Annotated in this window: 8 protein-coding genes and 2 pseudogenes; 8 read left to right on the forward strand and 2 right to left on the reverse strand. The window is 68.2% G+C overall.

Features of this window, described 5'->3' with window-relative positions; genetic code table 11:
- Window positions 1–4 precede the first annotated feature (4 nt).
- From AB8808_RS00525 to AB8808_RS00535, 3 genes are read left to right on the forward strand one after another with little or no spacing between them, the layout of a single operon-like run.
- Window positions 5–952 (forward strand): lysylphosphatidylglycerol synthase transmembrane domain-containing protein, encoded by a 948-nt coding sequence (locus AB8808_RS00525; protein ID WP_369925810.1) that lies wholly within the window; start codon window positions 5–7, stop codon window positions 950–952.
- Complete coding sequence (locus AB8808_RS00530) at window positions 949–2,100, forward strand: serine hydrolase domain-containing protein (RefSeq protein WP_369925812.1); 1,152 nt, start codon at window positions 949–951, stop codon at window positions 2,098–2,100. Before AB8808_RS00525 ends, AB8808_RS00530 begins: the two co-directional genes overlap by 4 nt.
- 55 nt (window positions 2,101–2,155) lie before the next feature.
- Window positions 2,156–2,632 (forward strand): T6SS immunity protein Tdi1 domain-containing protein, encoded by a 477-nt coding sequence (locus AB8808_RS00535; protein ID WP_369925814.1) that lies wholly within the window; start codon window positions 2,156–2,158, stop codon window positions 2,630–2,632.
- Here the strand turns inward: AB8808_RS00535 and AB8808_RS00540 are convergent.
- The gene (locus AB8808_RS00540; protein ID WP_369925817.1) at window positions 2,622–3,617 is read right to left on the reverse strand and encodes an HWE histidine kinase domain-containing protein; all 996 of its coding nucleotides are present in this window, start codon (window positions 3,615–3,617) and stop codon (window positions 2,622–2,624) included. The two genes, AB8808_RS00535 and AB8808_RS00540, sit on opposite strands and share 11 nt — an antisense overlap.
- A gap of 417 nt (window positions 3,618–4,034) precedes the next feature.
- On the opposite strand from AB8808_RS00540, the gene AB8808_RS00545 reads away from it, so the two are divergent.
- From AB8808_RS00545 to AB8808_RS00560, 4 genes and pseudogenes are all read left to right on the forward strand, one after another.
- Window positions 4,035–10,061 carry an alpha-2-macroglobulin family protein gene (locus AB8808_RS00545; protein ID WP_369925819.1) on the forward strand — a complete coding sequence of 2,009 codons (6,027 nt, stop codon included), beginning with the start codon at window positions 4,035–4,037 and terminating at the stop codon, window positions 10,059–10,061.
- Between the two features lie 47 nt (window positions 10,062–10,108).
- Window positions 10,109–12,475 (forward strand): penicillin-binding protein 1C, encoded by a 2,367-nt coding sequence (pbpC, locus tag AB8808_RS00550; protein ID WP_369925821.1) that lies wholly within the window; start codon window positions 10,109–10,111, stop codon window positions 12,473–12,475.
- Between the two features lie 126 nt (window positions 12,476–12,601).
- A pseudogene (locus AB8808_RS00555) lies at window positions 12,602–13,351 on the forward strand (PAS domain-containing protein); the annotation flags it as partial.
- Window positions 13,352–13,498: 147 nt separating this feature from the next.
- Window positions 13,499–13,903, forward strand: a pseudogene (locus AB8808_RS00560) (methyl-accepting chemotaxis protein); the annotation flags it as partial.
- A gap of 16 nt (window positions 13,904–13,919) precedes the next feature.
- Here the strand turns inward: AB8808_RS00560 and AB8808_RS00565 are convergent.
- Window positions 13,920–14,723, reverse strand: coding sequence for a helix-turn-helix domain-containing protein (locus tag AB8808_RS00565; RefSeq protein WP_369925826.1), 804 nt, complete (start codon window positions 14,721–14,723; stop codon window positions 13,920–13,922).
- Window positions 14,724–14,886: 163 nt separating this feature from the next.
- Here AB8808_RS00565 and AB8808_RS00570 point away from each other — a divergent pair, with 163 nt between their 5' ends.
- Window positions 14,887–16,281, forward strand: coding sequence for a sugar porter family MFS transporter (locus AB8808_RS00570; protein WP_369925828.1), 1,395 nt, complete (start codon window positions 14,887–14,889; stop codon window positions 16,279–16,281).
- The last annotated feature ends 178 nt before the right edge of the window (window positions 16,282–16,459 follow it).

Below are 16,459 nucleotides of genomic sequence, written 5' to 3' on the forward strand. Positions count from 1 at the left end.
TGCGGTGACGGACACCCACGACGCACCCCTCCCGAAGAAGGCCGGCCACCGGGCCGCTCAATACCTGCTGGCGGCGCTGTTCGTGGGCGTGGCCGCCTTCCTGCTGCATCGCTACATCGCGCGGATGTCCTGGCACGACATCCGCGCGGCCCTCGAGCGTATCCCGCGCTGGCATGTGGTGGCGTCCATCGGCGCCACCCTGGTCAGCTGGGGCTGTCTCACCGCCTACGACGTGTTCGCCGTGGAGACGGTGGTGCCGGGCCGGGTATCGATGCGGATGAAGATCTTTTCCGGCGCCACCACGCATGCCATCTGCAACGCCCTGGGCTTCCACGCCATCACGGGCACGGCGCTGCGCTATCGCATGCTGTCCACCCGTGGGGTGGGCGCGGCCGACGTGGCCCGCGTGGTCGGCCTGGTCGGCTTCGCGGTGGCCCTGGGCTTCGCGTCGGTCACGGCGATCGCGCTGCTGCTCGAGCCGTCCATCGCGCACGGCTGGGGACGCTGGCCGGGTGTCGCGCTGGTGATCCTGTTCATCGTGTTGCTGCGCTGGCTGGCGGGCAAGCACGACGAGCTGACCGTGGGGAAGTTCTCCACCCCGGTGCCGTCCGCGCGCTCCGCCGGCGCGCAGATCGCCATCGGCACGCTGGAAATGGTCGCGGCCATCGCCGTCATGTACTTCCTGCTGCCCGTCGACATCGCCGGCAGCTTCCTCGACTTCGCGCCCATCTACGTCGGCGCCATCCTGGCGGGCATCATCAGCAACACGCCGGGCGGCATCGGTGCCTTCGAGGCACTGACCCTGGCGGCGTTCCCGCAGGAACAACGCGCCGCCGTGCTCGCGGCGCTGCTGGCGTACCGGGTCATCTACGGACTGGGCCCGTTCGTCCTCGCCTCGCTGGCGCTGGGTGGCTTCGAGGTGCGTCGTCGTCGCGCCCGGGGCGTGGCATGACCCGCCGTGTGCGTCGGGTGGCCCTGGCCGGGTTGCTGCTGGTTCTCGGGGCGTGCGCCGTGCCCCATGCCCGCCGCACCGATGTGCTGTTCTGGAACCAGCCGCAACGCGAAGCCGCCTTCCGGGCGATGGATACCCATTACGCAAGCAACGTCGTCCACCACGGCACACCGTATCCGTTGCCTGCCGGCACGCCGCTGCATCCGCGCTTCGCCGACGGCACCACGCTCGAACGCTACATGGCCGACCACCACGTGGCCGGCATCATGGTGGTCCAGCACGGCAGGGTGCGCCTGGAGCGCTACGGCCTGGGTGCGGGGCCCACCACGCGGTGGACATCGTTCTCGGTCGCCAAGTCGTTCACCGCCACGCTGGTCGGCGCGGCCCTGCACGACGGGGCCATCCACGGCCTGGACGACAAGGTCATCCGCTACATCCCGGAACTGGCGGCGGGCGCGTATCGCGATGTCACCGTGCGCCAGTTGCTGACCATGACCTCCGGCGTGCGCTGGAACGAGGATTACACCGACCCCGCCTCGGATGTCGCGCGCATGTACGAAGGTACGCGCCAGCCCGGCGTGCCCCTGCTGGTCTCGTACATGTCCGCGCTGCCGCGCCAGTTCGCGCCCGGGCAGCACTGGGTCTACAAGACCGGCGAAACCGATCTGGTCGGCATCCTGGTCACGCGTGCCACCGGCAGGACGCTGGCCGCGTACCTCGCCGAAAAGGTATGGGAGCCCTTTGGCATGGCCAGCGACGCGTTCTGGCTGAAGGACGATGTGGACGGGACGGAAGCCGGCGGCTCCGGCGTCTCGGCCACGCTGGGCGACTACGCACGCTTCGGCCAGTTCCTCCTCGACGGCGGCCGGGCAGGCGGGCGGCAGGTGCTGGGCGAACACTGGCTTGTGGACGCCACCACGAAGCATGCCGACATCGGCGCGCCCGGTCGGGGTTACGGCTACCAATGGTGGACCTACGACGGCGGCGGCTATGCGGGCATCGGCATCTTCGGTCAGTTGCTGCACGTCGACCCGGCGCGAGACCTGGTCATCGTGCAGCTGGCCGCGTGGCCGGTGGCCACCAGCGATGCGGAGGCGCGGGCGCGGGCGGCGTTCGTCGAAGCCGTGATCGCGGGGGCGGGCGACTGAGTCATGCCGGGGGCGTAAACTGTGCCGTCCCCCACCGATCGCAAGGCCCATCCCCATGGCCCTCACCTGGAACGACCTCATCTGCACGCCCGACAAGGACGCCATCGACGCACTGGCCGAGTCCTGGGCGTGGCGCATCGGCGACGGCTACACGCCGCTGTTGTTCACCGCCCTGGGCGACCTGTTCTACGAGGCGGACGAAGGCGGCATCTTCTGGCTCAACACCGGCACCGCCGAACTCGAGCGCGTGGCCGAGAGCGTGCCGGGTTTCAACCAGTTGCTGCGCGAGGAGATCGCGGACGAATGGCTGCTGCCGTCGCTGATCGAAGCCCTGCTGGAGGCCGGCAAGGCGCGCGCCGAAGGCGAGTGCTACACCTACGTCACGCTGCCCATCTTCGCCGAGGGTGAGTACACCGTCGACAACCTCAATCCGGTGCCGGCCATCGAACACTTCGAACTCACCGGCTCGGTGCTGCAACAGATGCAAGACCTGCCCGACGGCACGGCAGTCAAGATCGACATCACGCACTGAGCCCGGTTTCGAGCGCCCAGCGCACCCCGTCCGCCTCGAAGCAGAGGGTGGAGCGATCGCCCGCGTCGCGGCCGAGGCAGCGTTCGATGAAGCGGCTGCCGAAGCCGCGCCCGACGGGGACACTCACGGCCGGGCCGCCCCGTTCCTTCCAGACCAGCCGTAGACGCTGGCCGCCGGCCTCCACGCACGTCCGCCAGGTGATGGAGACCCGGCCCGTGTCGTTGGACAGCGCGCCGTACTTCACCGCGTTGGTCAACAGCTCATGCAGCGCCATCGTCAGGGTGACCGCCTTTTCCGCGCACACGACCAGGCAGGGCCCTTCCAGGCGGATACGTCCGCCACCGGGGTCGAGCGGGGCGCAGGTGGCGGCGATCAGATCCCGCAACGACACCGCCTCCCATGCGCTGGCCACCAGCTGGTCCTGCATGGCGGCCAGCGCGCGGAGGCGGCCACCGAAGCAGGCGATGGCGTCGGCCATCGGCCGGTCCTCGCGAAAGGTCTGCTCGGCCATGGCCTGCACCACGGTGAGGGTGTTCTTCATGCGGTGGTTCAGTTCGTTGATCAGCACGCGCTGGCTGTGCTGCGCGGCGCGGTGATCCGTGACGTCGGTACCACTGGCCCAGTAGCCGGCAAGCCGTGCACCGTGCACCGACGGCGTGCCGTGTTCGGCGATCCATCGGTAGCTGCCGTCGTGCCGGCGCAGCCGGTACTCCAGCAAATAGGGCTCGCGTGCCTCGAAGGCCCGTATGCCGGTGGCCCGATGGCGCTCCACATCGTCCGGATGGACTGACGCCAGCCAGCCTTCGCCGACCGTCTCGGCCATCGACCGGCCGGTGAAGTCGAGCCAGGGTCGGTTGACCCAGTGGCCCAGGCGATCGGCGCCGGTGCGCCGGATCAGGATCGGTGCAACCTCCGCCAGTTCACGGAAATCCGGCTCGTCCGCGCAGCGGGCGCGGTCGAAGGGAAGGGTGGCGCGCTCGCTCATCGTTATTCACCGTCGCTGTCCGCGCGTCGCCTTGCTCCCCCGGCGCGGATTGTCCATGGCGGCCCGGCTGACGTCCGTGCAGTCGCACCGTCCGCTCGTGTGCAAGCGGACGGCGGCACCATAACGTAAGGCTTCTATGCACGATATGAGCGCACGCGCTGGCCGTGAACATCGTCACGCCTGCACGAATGCGTCCGCATTTTCAGAATTATCCTATTGCCACGTTGCCCGATAAACGCCCGAACACGCGCGCCGGTATGCCAGAATCCGGTCGCGGCGGTGTCATCGGGCACGCGCAGGATGTACCAGGGATCACGTAGGACACCCGGCCTGCCGCTTTTGCGGCGGGCGGGCAGGGGCGTATCCGCCGTCACGGGCTGGGCTGCCGTCACTCATGCAAGGGATGGAAAGGGAACCATGGATCTGCTTCGTTTCATCGTGATGTTGCCCGTGCGCCTGGTGCGTGGCCTGTTCTGGCTGCTCGGCCGCCTGTTGCGCCCCGTGTTCGGCGGCATGGCCTGGTCGGCGCCGCGCTGGATTCCCGCTACCGGCCGTGTCGCACGCACGCGTCCGCTGGCGTTCACCGCCAGCGTGGCCGCGGTGCTCGTGGTCGCGGCCGCCGGCTGGTTCGGCTGGCACTGGTGGGAAAACCGACCGAAGCCGGCCGAGCCCAACCGCATCACGTTCGAAGCGCCGGCGCCGACCCTCAGCGACTACGAGCATGTTCCCGCCACCATCCATCCGCTGACGGTGACCTTTTCCGGTTCGGCCGCCCGGCTGGAGTCGCTGGGCAAGCCGGTGACCGACGGCATCGCGATGGACCCGAAACTGCCGGGCCAGTGGAAGTGGGAAAGCGATCGCGTGCTCACCTTCATGCCGGCCAGCGACTGGCCGGTGGGCCGCAAGATCGAGGTCAGCTTCGACAAGGCCAGGGTGTTCGCGCCGCAGGCGGTACTGGCCGAGGACCATTTCAGCGTGTCCACCGCGCCCTTCGCCGCGCGCGTCGTCCATGGCGAGTTCTACCAGGACCCGCAGGACCCCACGCGCAAGAAGACCATCGTGCAACTGGGTTTCAACTATCCGGTGGATGCGGCCCAGCTCGAGAAGCGTCTTTCCCTCGACCTACGCGAGAAAAACCAGAAGCGCGGCAGCGACCTGAAGTTCTCGGTGACCTACGACGAGCACCACCTCAACGCGTTCGTCCATTCGCAGCCGCTGCAACTGCCGCGGGACGACGGTGCCGTCGGCGTGACGCTGGACGACGGCGCGCGCAGCAGCCGCGGCGGCGACGGTACGGAAAAGGCGCTGGAGACCACGGTACGCATCCCTGGGCTGTACAGCCTGAAGCTGGACGAGATGACGGCCACGCTGGTGGACAACGCCCGTTTCGAGCCCGAGCAGGTCGTGGTGATGAGCTTCGGCGGCCCGGTGAGCGATGCCGAACTGGGTAAGCGCCTGCATGCCTGGCTGGTGCCCGACGACGACAAATACGCGGATGTGTCGCGTATCGGCGAGGCCGACCTGCGTGTCTTCACCGCGCTCAAGCCCGAGATCGTGCCGACGGAAACCGACTGGTCGGCGACGCAGAGCTTCCGTTACCACGCCCAGCCCGGCCAGCGCATCTACGTGCGCGTGGACAAGGGCATGAGCGCGTTCGGCGGCTACCTCATGGCCGCGCCGCAGGCGCAGCTGCTGACCGTGCCCGACTATCCGCGCCTGCTGCGTTTCATGGCCGACGGCTCGCTGCTGTCGCTCAGCGGCGACAAGCGGATATCGGTGGTGTCGCGTAATATTCCCGGCATGCGCGTCGAGGTGGGCCGCGTGCTGCCCGACCAGTTGCAGCACCTGGTCTCGCTCAACCAGGGCAGCTACACCAAACCGGAGATGTACGGCTTCACGCCGGACGATATCGTCGAGCGTTTCGTCAGCAAGGTGTCGTTCCCGCAGGAAGGACCGGGCAAGGCCCATTACGAAGGCGTCGACCTGGGCCAGTACCTCGCCGCCGGTAAGCGTGGCGTGTTCCTGCTCAAGCTGTCCGGCTACGACGAGAAGGCCGAGCGGGAAGCACGCGAGCGCCGGGTGAAGGCGGCACGCGAAGCGGCCGCACGCGACGCCGGCGCCGATGCCGACGCGGCCGCCGCTGAAGCGGCCAGGGGCGACGACGCCAGCCATGCGCCTTACGACTGGCCGAAGGACGAACGCCTGGTGGTCATCACCGACCTGGGTGTCATCGCCAAGAAGTCGATGGACGGTAGCCAGGACATCTTCGTGCAGTCCATTCGCAGCGGCGCGCCGGTCGGCGGCGCCTCGGTGGCGGTGATCGCGAGGAACGGCAGCACCTTGTTCACCCAGACCACCAGCGCGGACGGCCTGGCTCACTTCGCCAACCTCAAGGGCTTCACGCAGGAGAAGGCGCCGGCCATGTACGTGGTGCGCCAGGGCGAGGACCTGTCGTTCCTGCCGGTGAGCACGTATGACCGCACCCTGGATTTCTCGCGCTTCGACATCGGCGGCGAGCCCAATGCGCATAGCCAGGGCCAGCTGTCCGGTTACCTCTTTTCCGATCGCGGTATCTACCGCCCGGGCGATCTGTTCCACATCGGCATGATCGTGCGCGCCAACAGCTGGACGCGCAGCGTGGCTGGCATGCCGCTGATCGCCGAGGTGGTCGACCCGCGCGGCACTACCGTGGCGCAGCAGGCGGTGTCCATGGATGCGGCCGGCTTTGCCGAGCTGGATCACACCACGGCGGAAACCTCGCCGACCGGCAACTGGACGGTCAATCTCTACATCGCCAAGGACGGCAAGCCGTATTCGCAGATCGGCAGCACCACGGTGCAGGTGAAGGAATTCCAGCCGGACCGCATGAAGGTGTCGGCAAAGCTTTCCACCGCGGTGGCCGAGGGTTGGGTGAAGCCCGCGCAGCTGAAGGCGATGGTCGACGTGCAGAACCTGTTCGGCACGCCGGCGGCGGATCGTCGCGTCGAAGGCTCGCTGACCCTGCGCCCGGCGTTTCCGTCCTTCTCCAGCTACAAGGATTATCACTTCTACGATATCCGCCGGGCCAAGGAGGGTTTCGAGGAAAAGCTGGCCGACGCCAAGACCGACGACAAGGGCCATGCCGAGTTCGCGCTGGACCTCTCGCGCTACGCCGATGCCACCTACCAGCTGTATTTCCTCGCCAAGGCGTATGAAGCCGAGGGCGGCCGCAGTGTCGCCGCCGCCACGCAGGGCATGGTGTCGTCCAACGACTGGCTGGTCGGCTACAAGGCCGTCGACAACCTGGACTACGTGAGCCGCGACGCCACGCGCACGGTCAATCTCGTCGCCATCGATCCCACGGCGAAGCGGATGGCCCTGAACGGGCTGAAGCAGGCGCTCGTCGAGACCCGCTTCGTCTCCGTGCTGACCAAGCAGGATTCCGGCGTGTTCAAGTACGAGTCCAAGGCGCGCGAGACGGTGATCTCCGAAACGCCGCTGGCGATTCCCGCCACCGGTCTGGATGTTCCGCTGCCCACGGACAAGCCGGGTACGTTCGCGCTGGTGGTCAAGGATGCGCAGGGCAAGGAGGTCAACCGCGTGGCCTGGTCCGTGGCGGGCGAGGGCAACGTGTCGCGCTCGCTGGAGCGCAACGCGGAACTGCAGCTCACCCTGTCGAAGAAGGACTATGCCCCGGGTGAAGCGGTGGATATCGCCATCCGCGCACCGTACGCGGGCAGTGGTCTGATCACCATCGAGCGGGACAAGGTCTACGCGCATGCGTGGTTCCATGCCGATGCGACCAGCAGCGTGCAGCACATCACCGTGCCGGCCGACTTCGAGGGCAACGGCTACATCAACGTGCAGTACGTACGCGATCCGTCGTCCGACGAGATCTTCATGAGCCCGCTGTCGTTCGGCGTGGTGCCGTTCTCGGTCAACATGGACGCGCGGCGCAACGCCATCACGGTGGAGTCGCCGGCGCTGGTGAAGCCGGGCGACACCGTGACCTTCCACGTCACCTCCACCACGCCCACGCGCGCGGTGGTGTTCGCCGTGGACGAGGGCATCCTGCAGGTGGCCCACTACTCGCTGGGCGATCCGCTGCAGTATTTCTTCCGCAAGCGCATGCTAGAGGTGTCCACCTCGCAGATCCTGGACCTGATCATTCCGGACTTCCAGAAGCTGATGACGATGGCGGCACCCGGCGGCGACGCGGACGGTGCCATCGGCCGCCAGCTCAATCCGTTCAAGCGCAAGCGCGACAAGCCGGTGGCGTACTGGTCGGGCATCGTCGATGTGGACGGCTCGAAAGACCTGACCTACAAGGTGCCGGATTATTTCAACGGCAAGTTGCGCGTCATGGCGATCGGCGTGTCGCCGGAGAACATCGGCCGCTTCGAGGGTGCCACCACCGTCCGCGGCGACTTCGTGCTCTCGCCCAACGTGCCCACCACGCTGGCGCCGGGCGACGAAGCCGAGATCAGCGTGGGCGTGGCCAACAACCTCACGGGCCTGGGCGGCAAGTCCGTACCGGTGGCGGTCACCCTGAAAACCGGCCCGCAGCTGCAGCTGGTCGGCGACGCCTCGAAAACACTGAGCCTGGGCGAGATGCGCGAGGGCGTGGCGATCTTCCGCGTGCGCGCCACCGACAAGCTCGGTTCCGGCAACCTGACCTTCACCGCCGCGGCCAGCGGCAAGTCGGCTAAGCAGTCGGTGGATCTCTCGGTCAGGCCGGCGTCGGCCATGCGTACCGACCTCGCCTTCGGGCGGGTGGATGCGCACGGTCGTGCCGATGTGACGCCGCTGCGCGACATGCACGACGAATACGCGCGACGCGACGTGGCGTTCTCTTCGGTGCCGGTGGTGCTGGCCCGCGGTCTGGCGGCCTACCTGGTCGACTTCCCCCACTACTGCACCGAGCAGGTCATCAGCGCGGCGATGCCGGCGCTGGTCCTCGGCAACCGCCCGGAGTTCGGCGACGTGAAGCCGGCCCGCATGCAGGGCGACACCGCGCCGCCGGCCGACCCGGTGGCCGCGTTGTTCGACGTACTGCGCGCACGGCAGAACGGGCAGGGGGGCTTCGGCCTGTGGACGGCCACGCCGGATACGCAGGCGTTCGTCACCGACTACGCCGTGCACTACCTGGTCGAGGCGACCGACCGCGGCGTGGCCGTGCCGCGCGACATGCTGTCCGCCGCCGACACCGCGCTGCGCCAGATCGCGGCCGACGACAGTGGCGACACGCTGGTGCAGATGCGCCAGCGTGCCTATGCGGTCTACCTGCTGACCCGCCAGGGCAATGTCACCACCAACGACCTGGCCGCCGTGCAGCGGCGCCTGGAAGAGGCGTATCCCAAGGTATGGAAGGGCGACCTGGCCGCGGCGTGGTTGGCCGCGTCCTACCAGCTGCTGCACCAGGACCGGCTGGCCGCCGACCTGATCTCGCAACCGCGACGCCTGCTGGGCCGCAAGCCCGCCGACGAGGCGTACAGCTACGCGGACTATTACGACGCACCGATCCGCGACGCCACGGTGTTGTACCTGCTGGCCAAACACTTCCCCGACCAGGCGAAGTCGCTGCCGCCTGAAACCATCGACGCGCTGGTGCGGCCGCTGGCCAAGGGCCACTACAACACGCTGTCCTCCGGCATGATCATCCTGGCCCTCGATGCCTGGGCGAAGGAGACCGGTGGCGACGTCGGCAAGCTGTCGATCGGCTCGGTGGTGGCCAATGGCACCGTCACGCCGATCGGTACGCCGCGCGGCGTGCTGCTGGATGCGCACTGGCCGGCCGCGGCACAGCGCCTGCGTCTGGTCAATGACGGCGACAACGCCGCGTGGTACGGCGTTGCGCAGGGTGGCTTCGATCGCAAGCCGTCGACGGACACGCGCAAGGACGGTCTGGAGATCACCCGTAGCTACACCGACACCAAGGGCAAGGCGATCGACAGCCTGACCACGGGCGACGAGATCGATGTCCACGTGCGCATCCGCTCCACCACCAACGCCCCGGTGTACGACGTCGCCATCGTGGACCTGCTGCCCGGCGGCTTCGAGCCGGTCTTGCAGACGGCGCCACCCGCCGATGCCGCAACGCCCGCGCCTTCGTCCGACGAGGACACGACGACCGCAGACAACGGCGACGCCACGGAGGCCACGGACGCCGACAGCGGCGACGGCCCGGCGGACGCCCAGGGCGAAGGCGACGACACGCCAGCCTGGCGCTCGCCGATCGGTAACCCGGAATCCACCTGGAAGCCGGATTACGCCGACGTGCGCGAGGATCGCGTGGTGGTCTACGGCAGTGCCAGCACGGACGTGCAGGAGTTCGTTTACCGGATCAAGGCGACCAACGCCGGCCGGTTCACGATCCCGCCGGCCTTCGCCGAATCGCTGTACGACCGCGGCACCCAGGCGCGGGCCCCCGGTGGTGGATCGCTGACCGTCACGGCCAAGCCGTGAGCGGTGCGCATGCGATGCGCCGCGTCGTCCACTGACCCGGCGCACCCATGCGTCTGATACGAAGGCTGCGCCGGATCGGCTGGCACAACGTCCTCGTGGCGTTGCTGCTGGCTGCGGCCGTGCCGGTCACCTGCCGGCTGTGGCCGCACGAGCCGCTGCGCGCGTGGCTGCCATCGTCCACGGCGGTCTACGACGCCGACGGCCGGCTGCTGCGCCTCACCCTGGCCAGTGACGATCGTTATCGCCTGTGGGTGCCGCTGCGTGACATCGCGCCGGAGCTCGTCGACGGCGTGCTGCTGCACGAGGACCGCTGGTTCCGCTGGCACCCGGGGGTGAGCGCGTGGGGCATCGCGCGTGGCGCCTGGATGACCTACGTGCGCCACGGCAATCCGCAGGGCGGCTCCACCCTGACCATGCAGCTGGCCCGGCTGATCTGGCACCTGGACACGCGTCGCCCCGCCGGCAAGCTGGTGCAGATGGTCCGTGCCCTGCAGCTGGAATTGCAGTATTCCAAGCACGACATCCTCGAGGCCTACCTCAACGCGGCGCCCTATGGCCGCAACGTGGAAGGCGTCGGCGCCGCCAGCCTGGCCTACTTCGGCAAGCCACCCGCACGCCTCACCCTGCCCGAGGCGCTGACGCTGGCGGTGATTCCGCAGGAACCTTCGCGAGGTGTGCCGGGCAGCGCCGGTGGCGCGTCCGTCATCGACACGGCACTGCGCCGATCGCGCGACCGGCTGTTCGCGCGCTGGGTGACGACGCATCCGGCGGATGCCGCCATGCAGCCGCTGTTCGCCCTGCCGTTCGCCCTGCGCCCGCTCTCGCGGCTGCCGTTCGAGGCGCCGCATTTCGTCGAGCAGGTGCTGGCCGAGCGTCGGCTCGACGGTGACGACGACATGCGCGTGGTGACCACGCTGGACCTCGGCCTGCAGCACAGCCTGGAACGGCAGGTGCGCCAGTACGTCGCGCGCGGCGGCGAGCGCGGCATCCGCAACGCCGCGGCCCTGTTGGTCGATACGCGCGACATGGGGATCAAGGCCATGGTCGGGTCGGCCGACTACGCGGATGCGTCGATCCAGGGCCAGGTCAACGGTACGCAGGCCAAGCGCTCCCCCGGATCCACGCTCAAGCCGTTCATCTACGCGCTGGGCTTCGACCAGGGGCTGCTGCATCCGGAGACGGTGCTGCGCGACGTGCCGTCGGCGTTCGGGCCGTACACGCCCGAGAACTTCGACGGCCATTTCCTGGGACCGGTGACCGCCACGCAGGCGCTCATCCGCAGCCGCAACATCCCCGCCGTGCAGATCGCCGCACGACTGGCCAGCCCCAACCTCTACCAGTTCCTGCACGACGCCGGCATTTCGCGCATGGCCAGCGAGAAACACTACGGGCTGGCGCTGGTGCTCGGTGGCGGCGAAGTGACCATGCAGGAGTTGTCCGGGCTGTACGCCATGCTGACCAACCGCGGCGAGCTGCGGCCGTTGCGCACGCTGGCGGCGCAGCCACGGACCCAGGGCACACGCGTGCTCAGCGAGGAAGCCAGCTTCATGGTGATGGACATGCTGCGGCAGAACCCTCGGCCGGATGATGCCGTGGCCGCGCAGCCCTCGCGCCTGCCGGTGTACTGGAAAACGGGCACGTCGTGGAGTTTCCGCGATGCCTGGACGGCCGGCAGTTTCGGGCCCTATGTCCTGGTGGTATGGATCGGCAATTTCGACGGCGCGGGCAATCCCGCCTTCATCGGCGTGGATGCCGCCGCGCCGCTGTTCTTCCGTATCGCCGATGCGCTGCGCGCCGAGCGTCCGCGCATGGTCGAGCCCGTGCGGCGCAATCCGCCCAACCTGCGCCGGGTGGCCGTCTGCCTGGCCAGCGGCGACCTGCCCAATGCCTGGTGTCCGCAGGTCGGCAGCACCTGGTTCATTCCCGGCAAATCACCCATCCGGCTCAGCACCGTGCACCGGCCCGTGGTCGTGGATACGGCAACGGGCAAGCCGGCGTGCCCTCCCTACGATCCGGCGCGCACACGCACCGACGTCTACGAATACTGGCCCTCCGACCTGGCCCGCGTGTTCGCCCAGGCCGGCATGCCGCGGCGAACACCGCCGGCGCTGCCGGACTGCCAGGGCGGTGGCCAGCTGGCGGGCGATCCGCCGAAGATCACCTCGCCGCTGAAAGGCAGCACCTACCAGATCCGGGTGTCGCGCCTGGGCAGCGAGCGGGTGGCCTTCACCGCCACCGCCGACGGCGCGTCACGCACGCTGTACTGGTTCGTCGACGATGCCTACCTGGGCAGCGTGCCGAGCGGCCAGAGCCTGATGTGGGCGCCGGAGCGCACCGGGCGTTTCCTGGTGCGCGTGGTCGACGACCGCGGCCGCGCCGACTCGCGCGAGCTGGGCATCGGTGTGGTGGAGTAAGCGTTCCGCGGAATCGCTGTGCGTTTCCGGCAGTGGGTGTTCAGCGGCCCCTCGCGATCGTCGATAAGGATGTTCGAGAGTTCACCAGGGGATAACGCCATCATGGCCATCGGTTTGTTCGCCGGCATGCGCCGGGTCGTCGGGGAGTCGCGCACGGGGTTGCGGGGCAAGCTGGACGCGCTGGACCGCACGCAGGCGGTGATCGAGTTCGCGCTGGACGGCACCATCCTCGATGCCAACCGCAACTTCGTCGAGGCCCTGGGCTACGCCGACCGTGCGGATATCGTCGGCCGCCACCATCGCATCTTCGTCGAGGCCGAGGACGTCGCCTCGCCCGACTACGCCGCGTTCTGGGCGCGACTGGCGTCCGGCAAGCCGGATGTCGGCCTGTATCGGCGACGGGGCAGGGATGGCCGCGAGGTCTGGATACAGGCCAGCTACAACCCGGTGCTCAATGCCTTCGGCCGGCCGGTCAAGGTGGTGAAGTTCGCCACCGACGTGACCCAGCAGCGCCTGCGTGCCGCGGACATGGAAGGCCGTCTGGCGGCGATCGACAAGGCACAGGCCGTCATCAGCTTCGCGCTGGATGGCACCGTCCTGGAGGCCAACGACAACTTCCTCGCCACGATGGGCTATGCCCGCGACGAGGTGGTCGGCCGGCACCATCGCATGTTCGTCGACGCCGCCGACCGGGAGGGCGCCGATTACCTGGCCTTCTGGCAGAAACTGGGGCGCGGGGAATACGACTCGGCGTTGTACCGCCGCGTGGACCGGCACGGCCGCGAGGTATGGATACAGGGCAGCTACAACCCGATCTTCGACATGTCCGGGCGCCCGTTCAAGGTGGTCAAGTACGCCACCGACGTGACCGCGCAGACGCGTGCCTCGCGCACCCTGCATGCCTCGCTGGCCGAGCTGGCCGATACCGTGCCGGCTATCGCGGCGCAGGCCCGCGCGACCAACAATTTGGCTAACGCAGCCAGCCGCTCGGCGGTGGACGGCGGCGCCATGGTGGACGCGGTCATCGCCACGATGTCGGCGATCCAGGCCGGTGCGCGCGACATTTCGGAAATCGTCGCGATGATCGACGACATCGCGTTCCAGACCAATATCCTCGCGCTGAACGCCTCCATCGAGGCGGCGCGTTCGGGTATCCACGGCAAGGGTTTCGCCGTGGTGGCGAACGAGGTGCGCATGCTCTCGCAGCGCAGCGCCGAGTCCGCTCGCGATATCCGCGAACTGATCGACGGCACGCTGGAGCGGGTTCGTGAGGGCAGCGCACGCAGTGGCGAGGCAGGCGCGGCCATGCGGGACATTCTGACCTCCGTGGGGACGCTGCTGGAGCGCGTGTCCGACGTGGCCGTGGCGACCACGCAGCAGGCCGGCGGCATCGACAACGTGCGTCGCGCGGTGGCCGAACTGGCCTGACGCGCGAGACGAGGCGTCAGGCGGGCGGGGTATCCGTCGGCGCGGGCGGGGACTGCCAGCGCCGGCCCTGTTCGATCATGTGCAGGCGGATCTCGTCTTCGGCGAGGGCCGCCAGGGCACGCAGGCCATCCGCCTGGATGATGCTCAGGCCCCGCGGTTCGTTACCGAACACGCACAGGGTGCCCAGCACCTGTCCATCCGGACCGCGCAGGGGCTGCCCCGCGTAGAAGCGGATATGCGGCGCGCCCAGGACGAGGGGATTGCTGCGAAAGCGCTCGTCCCGACGCGCATCCTCGACCAGCAACAGCCCGTTACCGAGCACCGCGTGGCTGCAGATCGCCCATCCGCGCGGGGTTTCTTCCACGTCCAGGCCCTGGCGGGACTTGAACCACTGCCGACGCGAGGTCAGCAACGCGATGGCCGAGGTGGGCGCTCCCACGAGCCGACTGGCCAGCCAGGTGATGCGGTCGAAGGCAGCATCCGGCGGGGTGTCCAGCAGCCCGGAGCGGGCGAGCGAGCGCAGTCGCCGGGCCTCGTCGGGATGCACCGGGTAATCCGGGTGCCGCGCCGGGCGCAGTTCGTCAGGCAGCGTGGCGGGCGACTCGCCTGGCGGCGCCATGCGTTCTTCCAGCAGGGCCAGCACGGCACTGCGCCGCATCCGTCGATGACCGCCGGGTGTTTTCCAGGAGGCCAGCGCGCCGCCTTCGATCCACTTCTGAGCCGTGCTCACGGACACCCCCAGCAACTCCGCCGCATCGCGCGTCGTCACGGTGGGATCGTCGGGGTTATCGTTGGGAATTCGGTCGGTCAAGGTAGCCATCGCGCAGTCGTCACGGCTAAAACTAACACAGCCGGCATCGCGCCTCGCGTCCGCCCCACCTTTGGGTCGTTCGTTACCCCGGCCGCACGCGACGCACACCACTTGAACACATGTCGCGGCATCCAATTCGCTCGCCCTTTTCCCTCACCGAAGGATGCCCGCCATGGATGCCCCGCTCGAAAGACAGGTCGCCGCCGCCCACCCCCGGGCGGCCATCGTCACCACCTGCATCCTGGCGGCGCTGGCCGGCCTTATGTTCGGCCTGGACATCGGGGTCATCTCCGGTGCCACCCAGTTCATCCAGGCGGACTTCAAGGTCACCGACCACATGATCGAGTGGATCGTAAGCTCGATGATGGGCGGCGCGGCGATGGGTGCGCTGGGTGCGGGCTGGATGTCGGCATCGCTGGGTCGCAAGCGTTCGCTGATCGTCGCCGGCGTCGTCTTCATCGCCGGCTCGCTGTTCTGCGCAGTGGCCTGGTCGCCCCAGATCCTGATCGTGGCGCGTTTCGTCCTGGGCATCGCCATCGGCGTGGCCACCTTTACCGCGCCGCTGTACCTGGCCGAGGTGGCGCCGGAAAAAGTGCGCGGTGCCATGATCTCGACCTACCAGCTGATGATCACCACCGGCATCCTGCTGGCCTTCCTCTCCGACACGGCGTTCAGTGCCAGCGGTAACTGGCGCTGGATGCTCGGGATCATAGCCGCGCCGGGCGTGCTGTTCCTCATCGGCCTGTTCTTCCTGCCGGACAGCCCGCGCTGGCTGCTCATGCGTGGCCGCCGCGAGGACGCGCAGGTCGTGCTGGCGAAGCTGCGCGGCGACGCGGAGGTAGTGCGGAAGGAAATCGCCGATATCGACGAGCAGCTGAAAACCCGCCAGCACGGCTGGAGCATGTTCGGGCAGAACCCCAACTTCCGCCGTTCGGTGGGCCTGGGCGTGCTGTTGCAGGCCGTCCAGCAGTTCACCGGCATGAACGTGGTGATGTACTACGCCCCGCGCATCTTCAAGGACATGGGCTACGACACCCATGCGCAGATGTGGTTCACCGCCGCCGTGGGCCTGACCAACGTGCTGGCCACCCTGATCGCATTCGCCTTCGTCGATCGCCTGGGCCGCAAGCCCATCCTTTATGCGGGCTTCACCATCATGGCCGTGGGCCTGGGCGTGGTCGGCACCATGATGAGCCTGGGCATCCATTCCCGTGGCGAGCAGTTCTTCACCGTCGGCATGCTGCTGCTGTTCATCGTCGGGTTCGCCATGTCGGCGGGTCCGTTGATCTGGACGCTGTGCTCCGAGGTACAGCCGTTGCAAGGGCGCGACTTCGGTATCGCCGCGTCCACCTTCACCAACTGGGTGACCAACATGATCGTCGGCGCGACGTTCCTGTCGTTGCTCAGCGGCATCGGCAACGCGCAGACCTTCTGGCTGTACGCCGCCCTCAACGCGGTGTTCATCGGGGTCACGTTCTTCCTGGTTCCCGAGACCAAGGGCGTCACGCTGGAGCAGATCGAGCGCAATCTGATGAGCGGCAAGCCGCTACGCAAGATCGGTGGCTGAGTAATGAGAAATCCGACCATTTGCTTGTCCGAAGGCTGAAAAGAGGCTCAGGAAAAAACTTAGATTTTTGAGGTTTATTCCATATGGCTGGCCAGGGAATTCGTACAGAATTCTCGATGCGCTCGCGTAGTCGAGCTCGGCTGCGTGATGCGCGGGGGTGACCCGTGTCTCCCCCTGC

It is taken from the genome of Xanthomonas sp. NCPPB 2632 (assembly GCF_041228075.2).
In the GTDB taxonomy this organism is placed as follows: Bacteria; Pseudomonadota; Gammaproteobacteria; order Xanthomonadales; family Rhodanobacteraceae; genus Luteibacter.

Coding starts and splice junctions, on each gene's coding strand:
- pbpC (WP_369925821.1), top strand. CDS start 10,109: ATGCGTCTGATACGAAGGCTGCGCCGGATCGGCTGGCACAACGTCCTC.
- AB8808_RS00530 (WP_369925812.1), top strand. CDS start 949: ATGACCCGCCGTGTGCGTCGGGTGGCCCTGGCCGGGTTGCTGCTGGTT.
- AB8808_RS00570 (WP_369925828.1), top strand. CDS start 14,887: ATGGATGCCCCGCTCGAAAGACAGGTCGCCGCCGCCCACCCCCGGGCG.
- AB8808_RS00535 (WP_369925814.1), top strand. CDS start 2,156: ATGGCCCTCACCTGGAACGACCTCATCTGCACGCCCGACAAGGACGCC.
- AB8808_RS00545 (WP_369925819.1), top strand. CDS start 4,035: ATGGATCTGCTTCGTTTCATCGTGATGTTGCCCGTGCGCCTGGTGCGT.
- AB8808_RS00565 (WP_369925826.1), bottom strand. CDS start 14,723: ATGGCTACCTTGACCGACCGAATTCCCAACGATAACCCCGACGATCCC.
- AB8808_RS00540 (WP_369925817.1), bottom strand. CDS start 3,617: ATGAGCGAGCGCGCCACCCTTCCCTTCGACCGCGCCCGCTGCGCGGAC.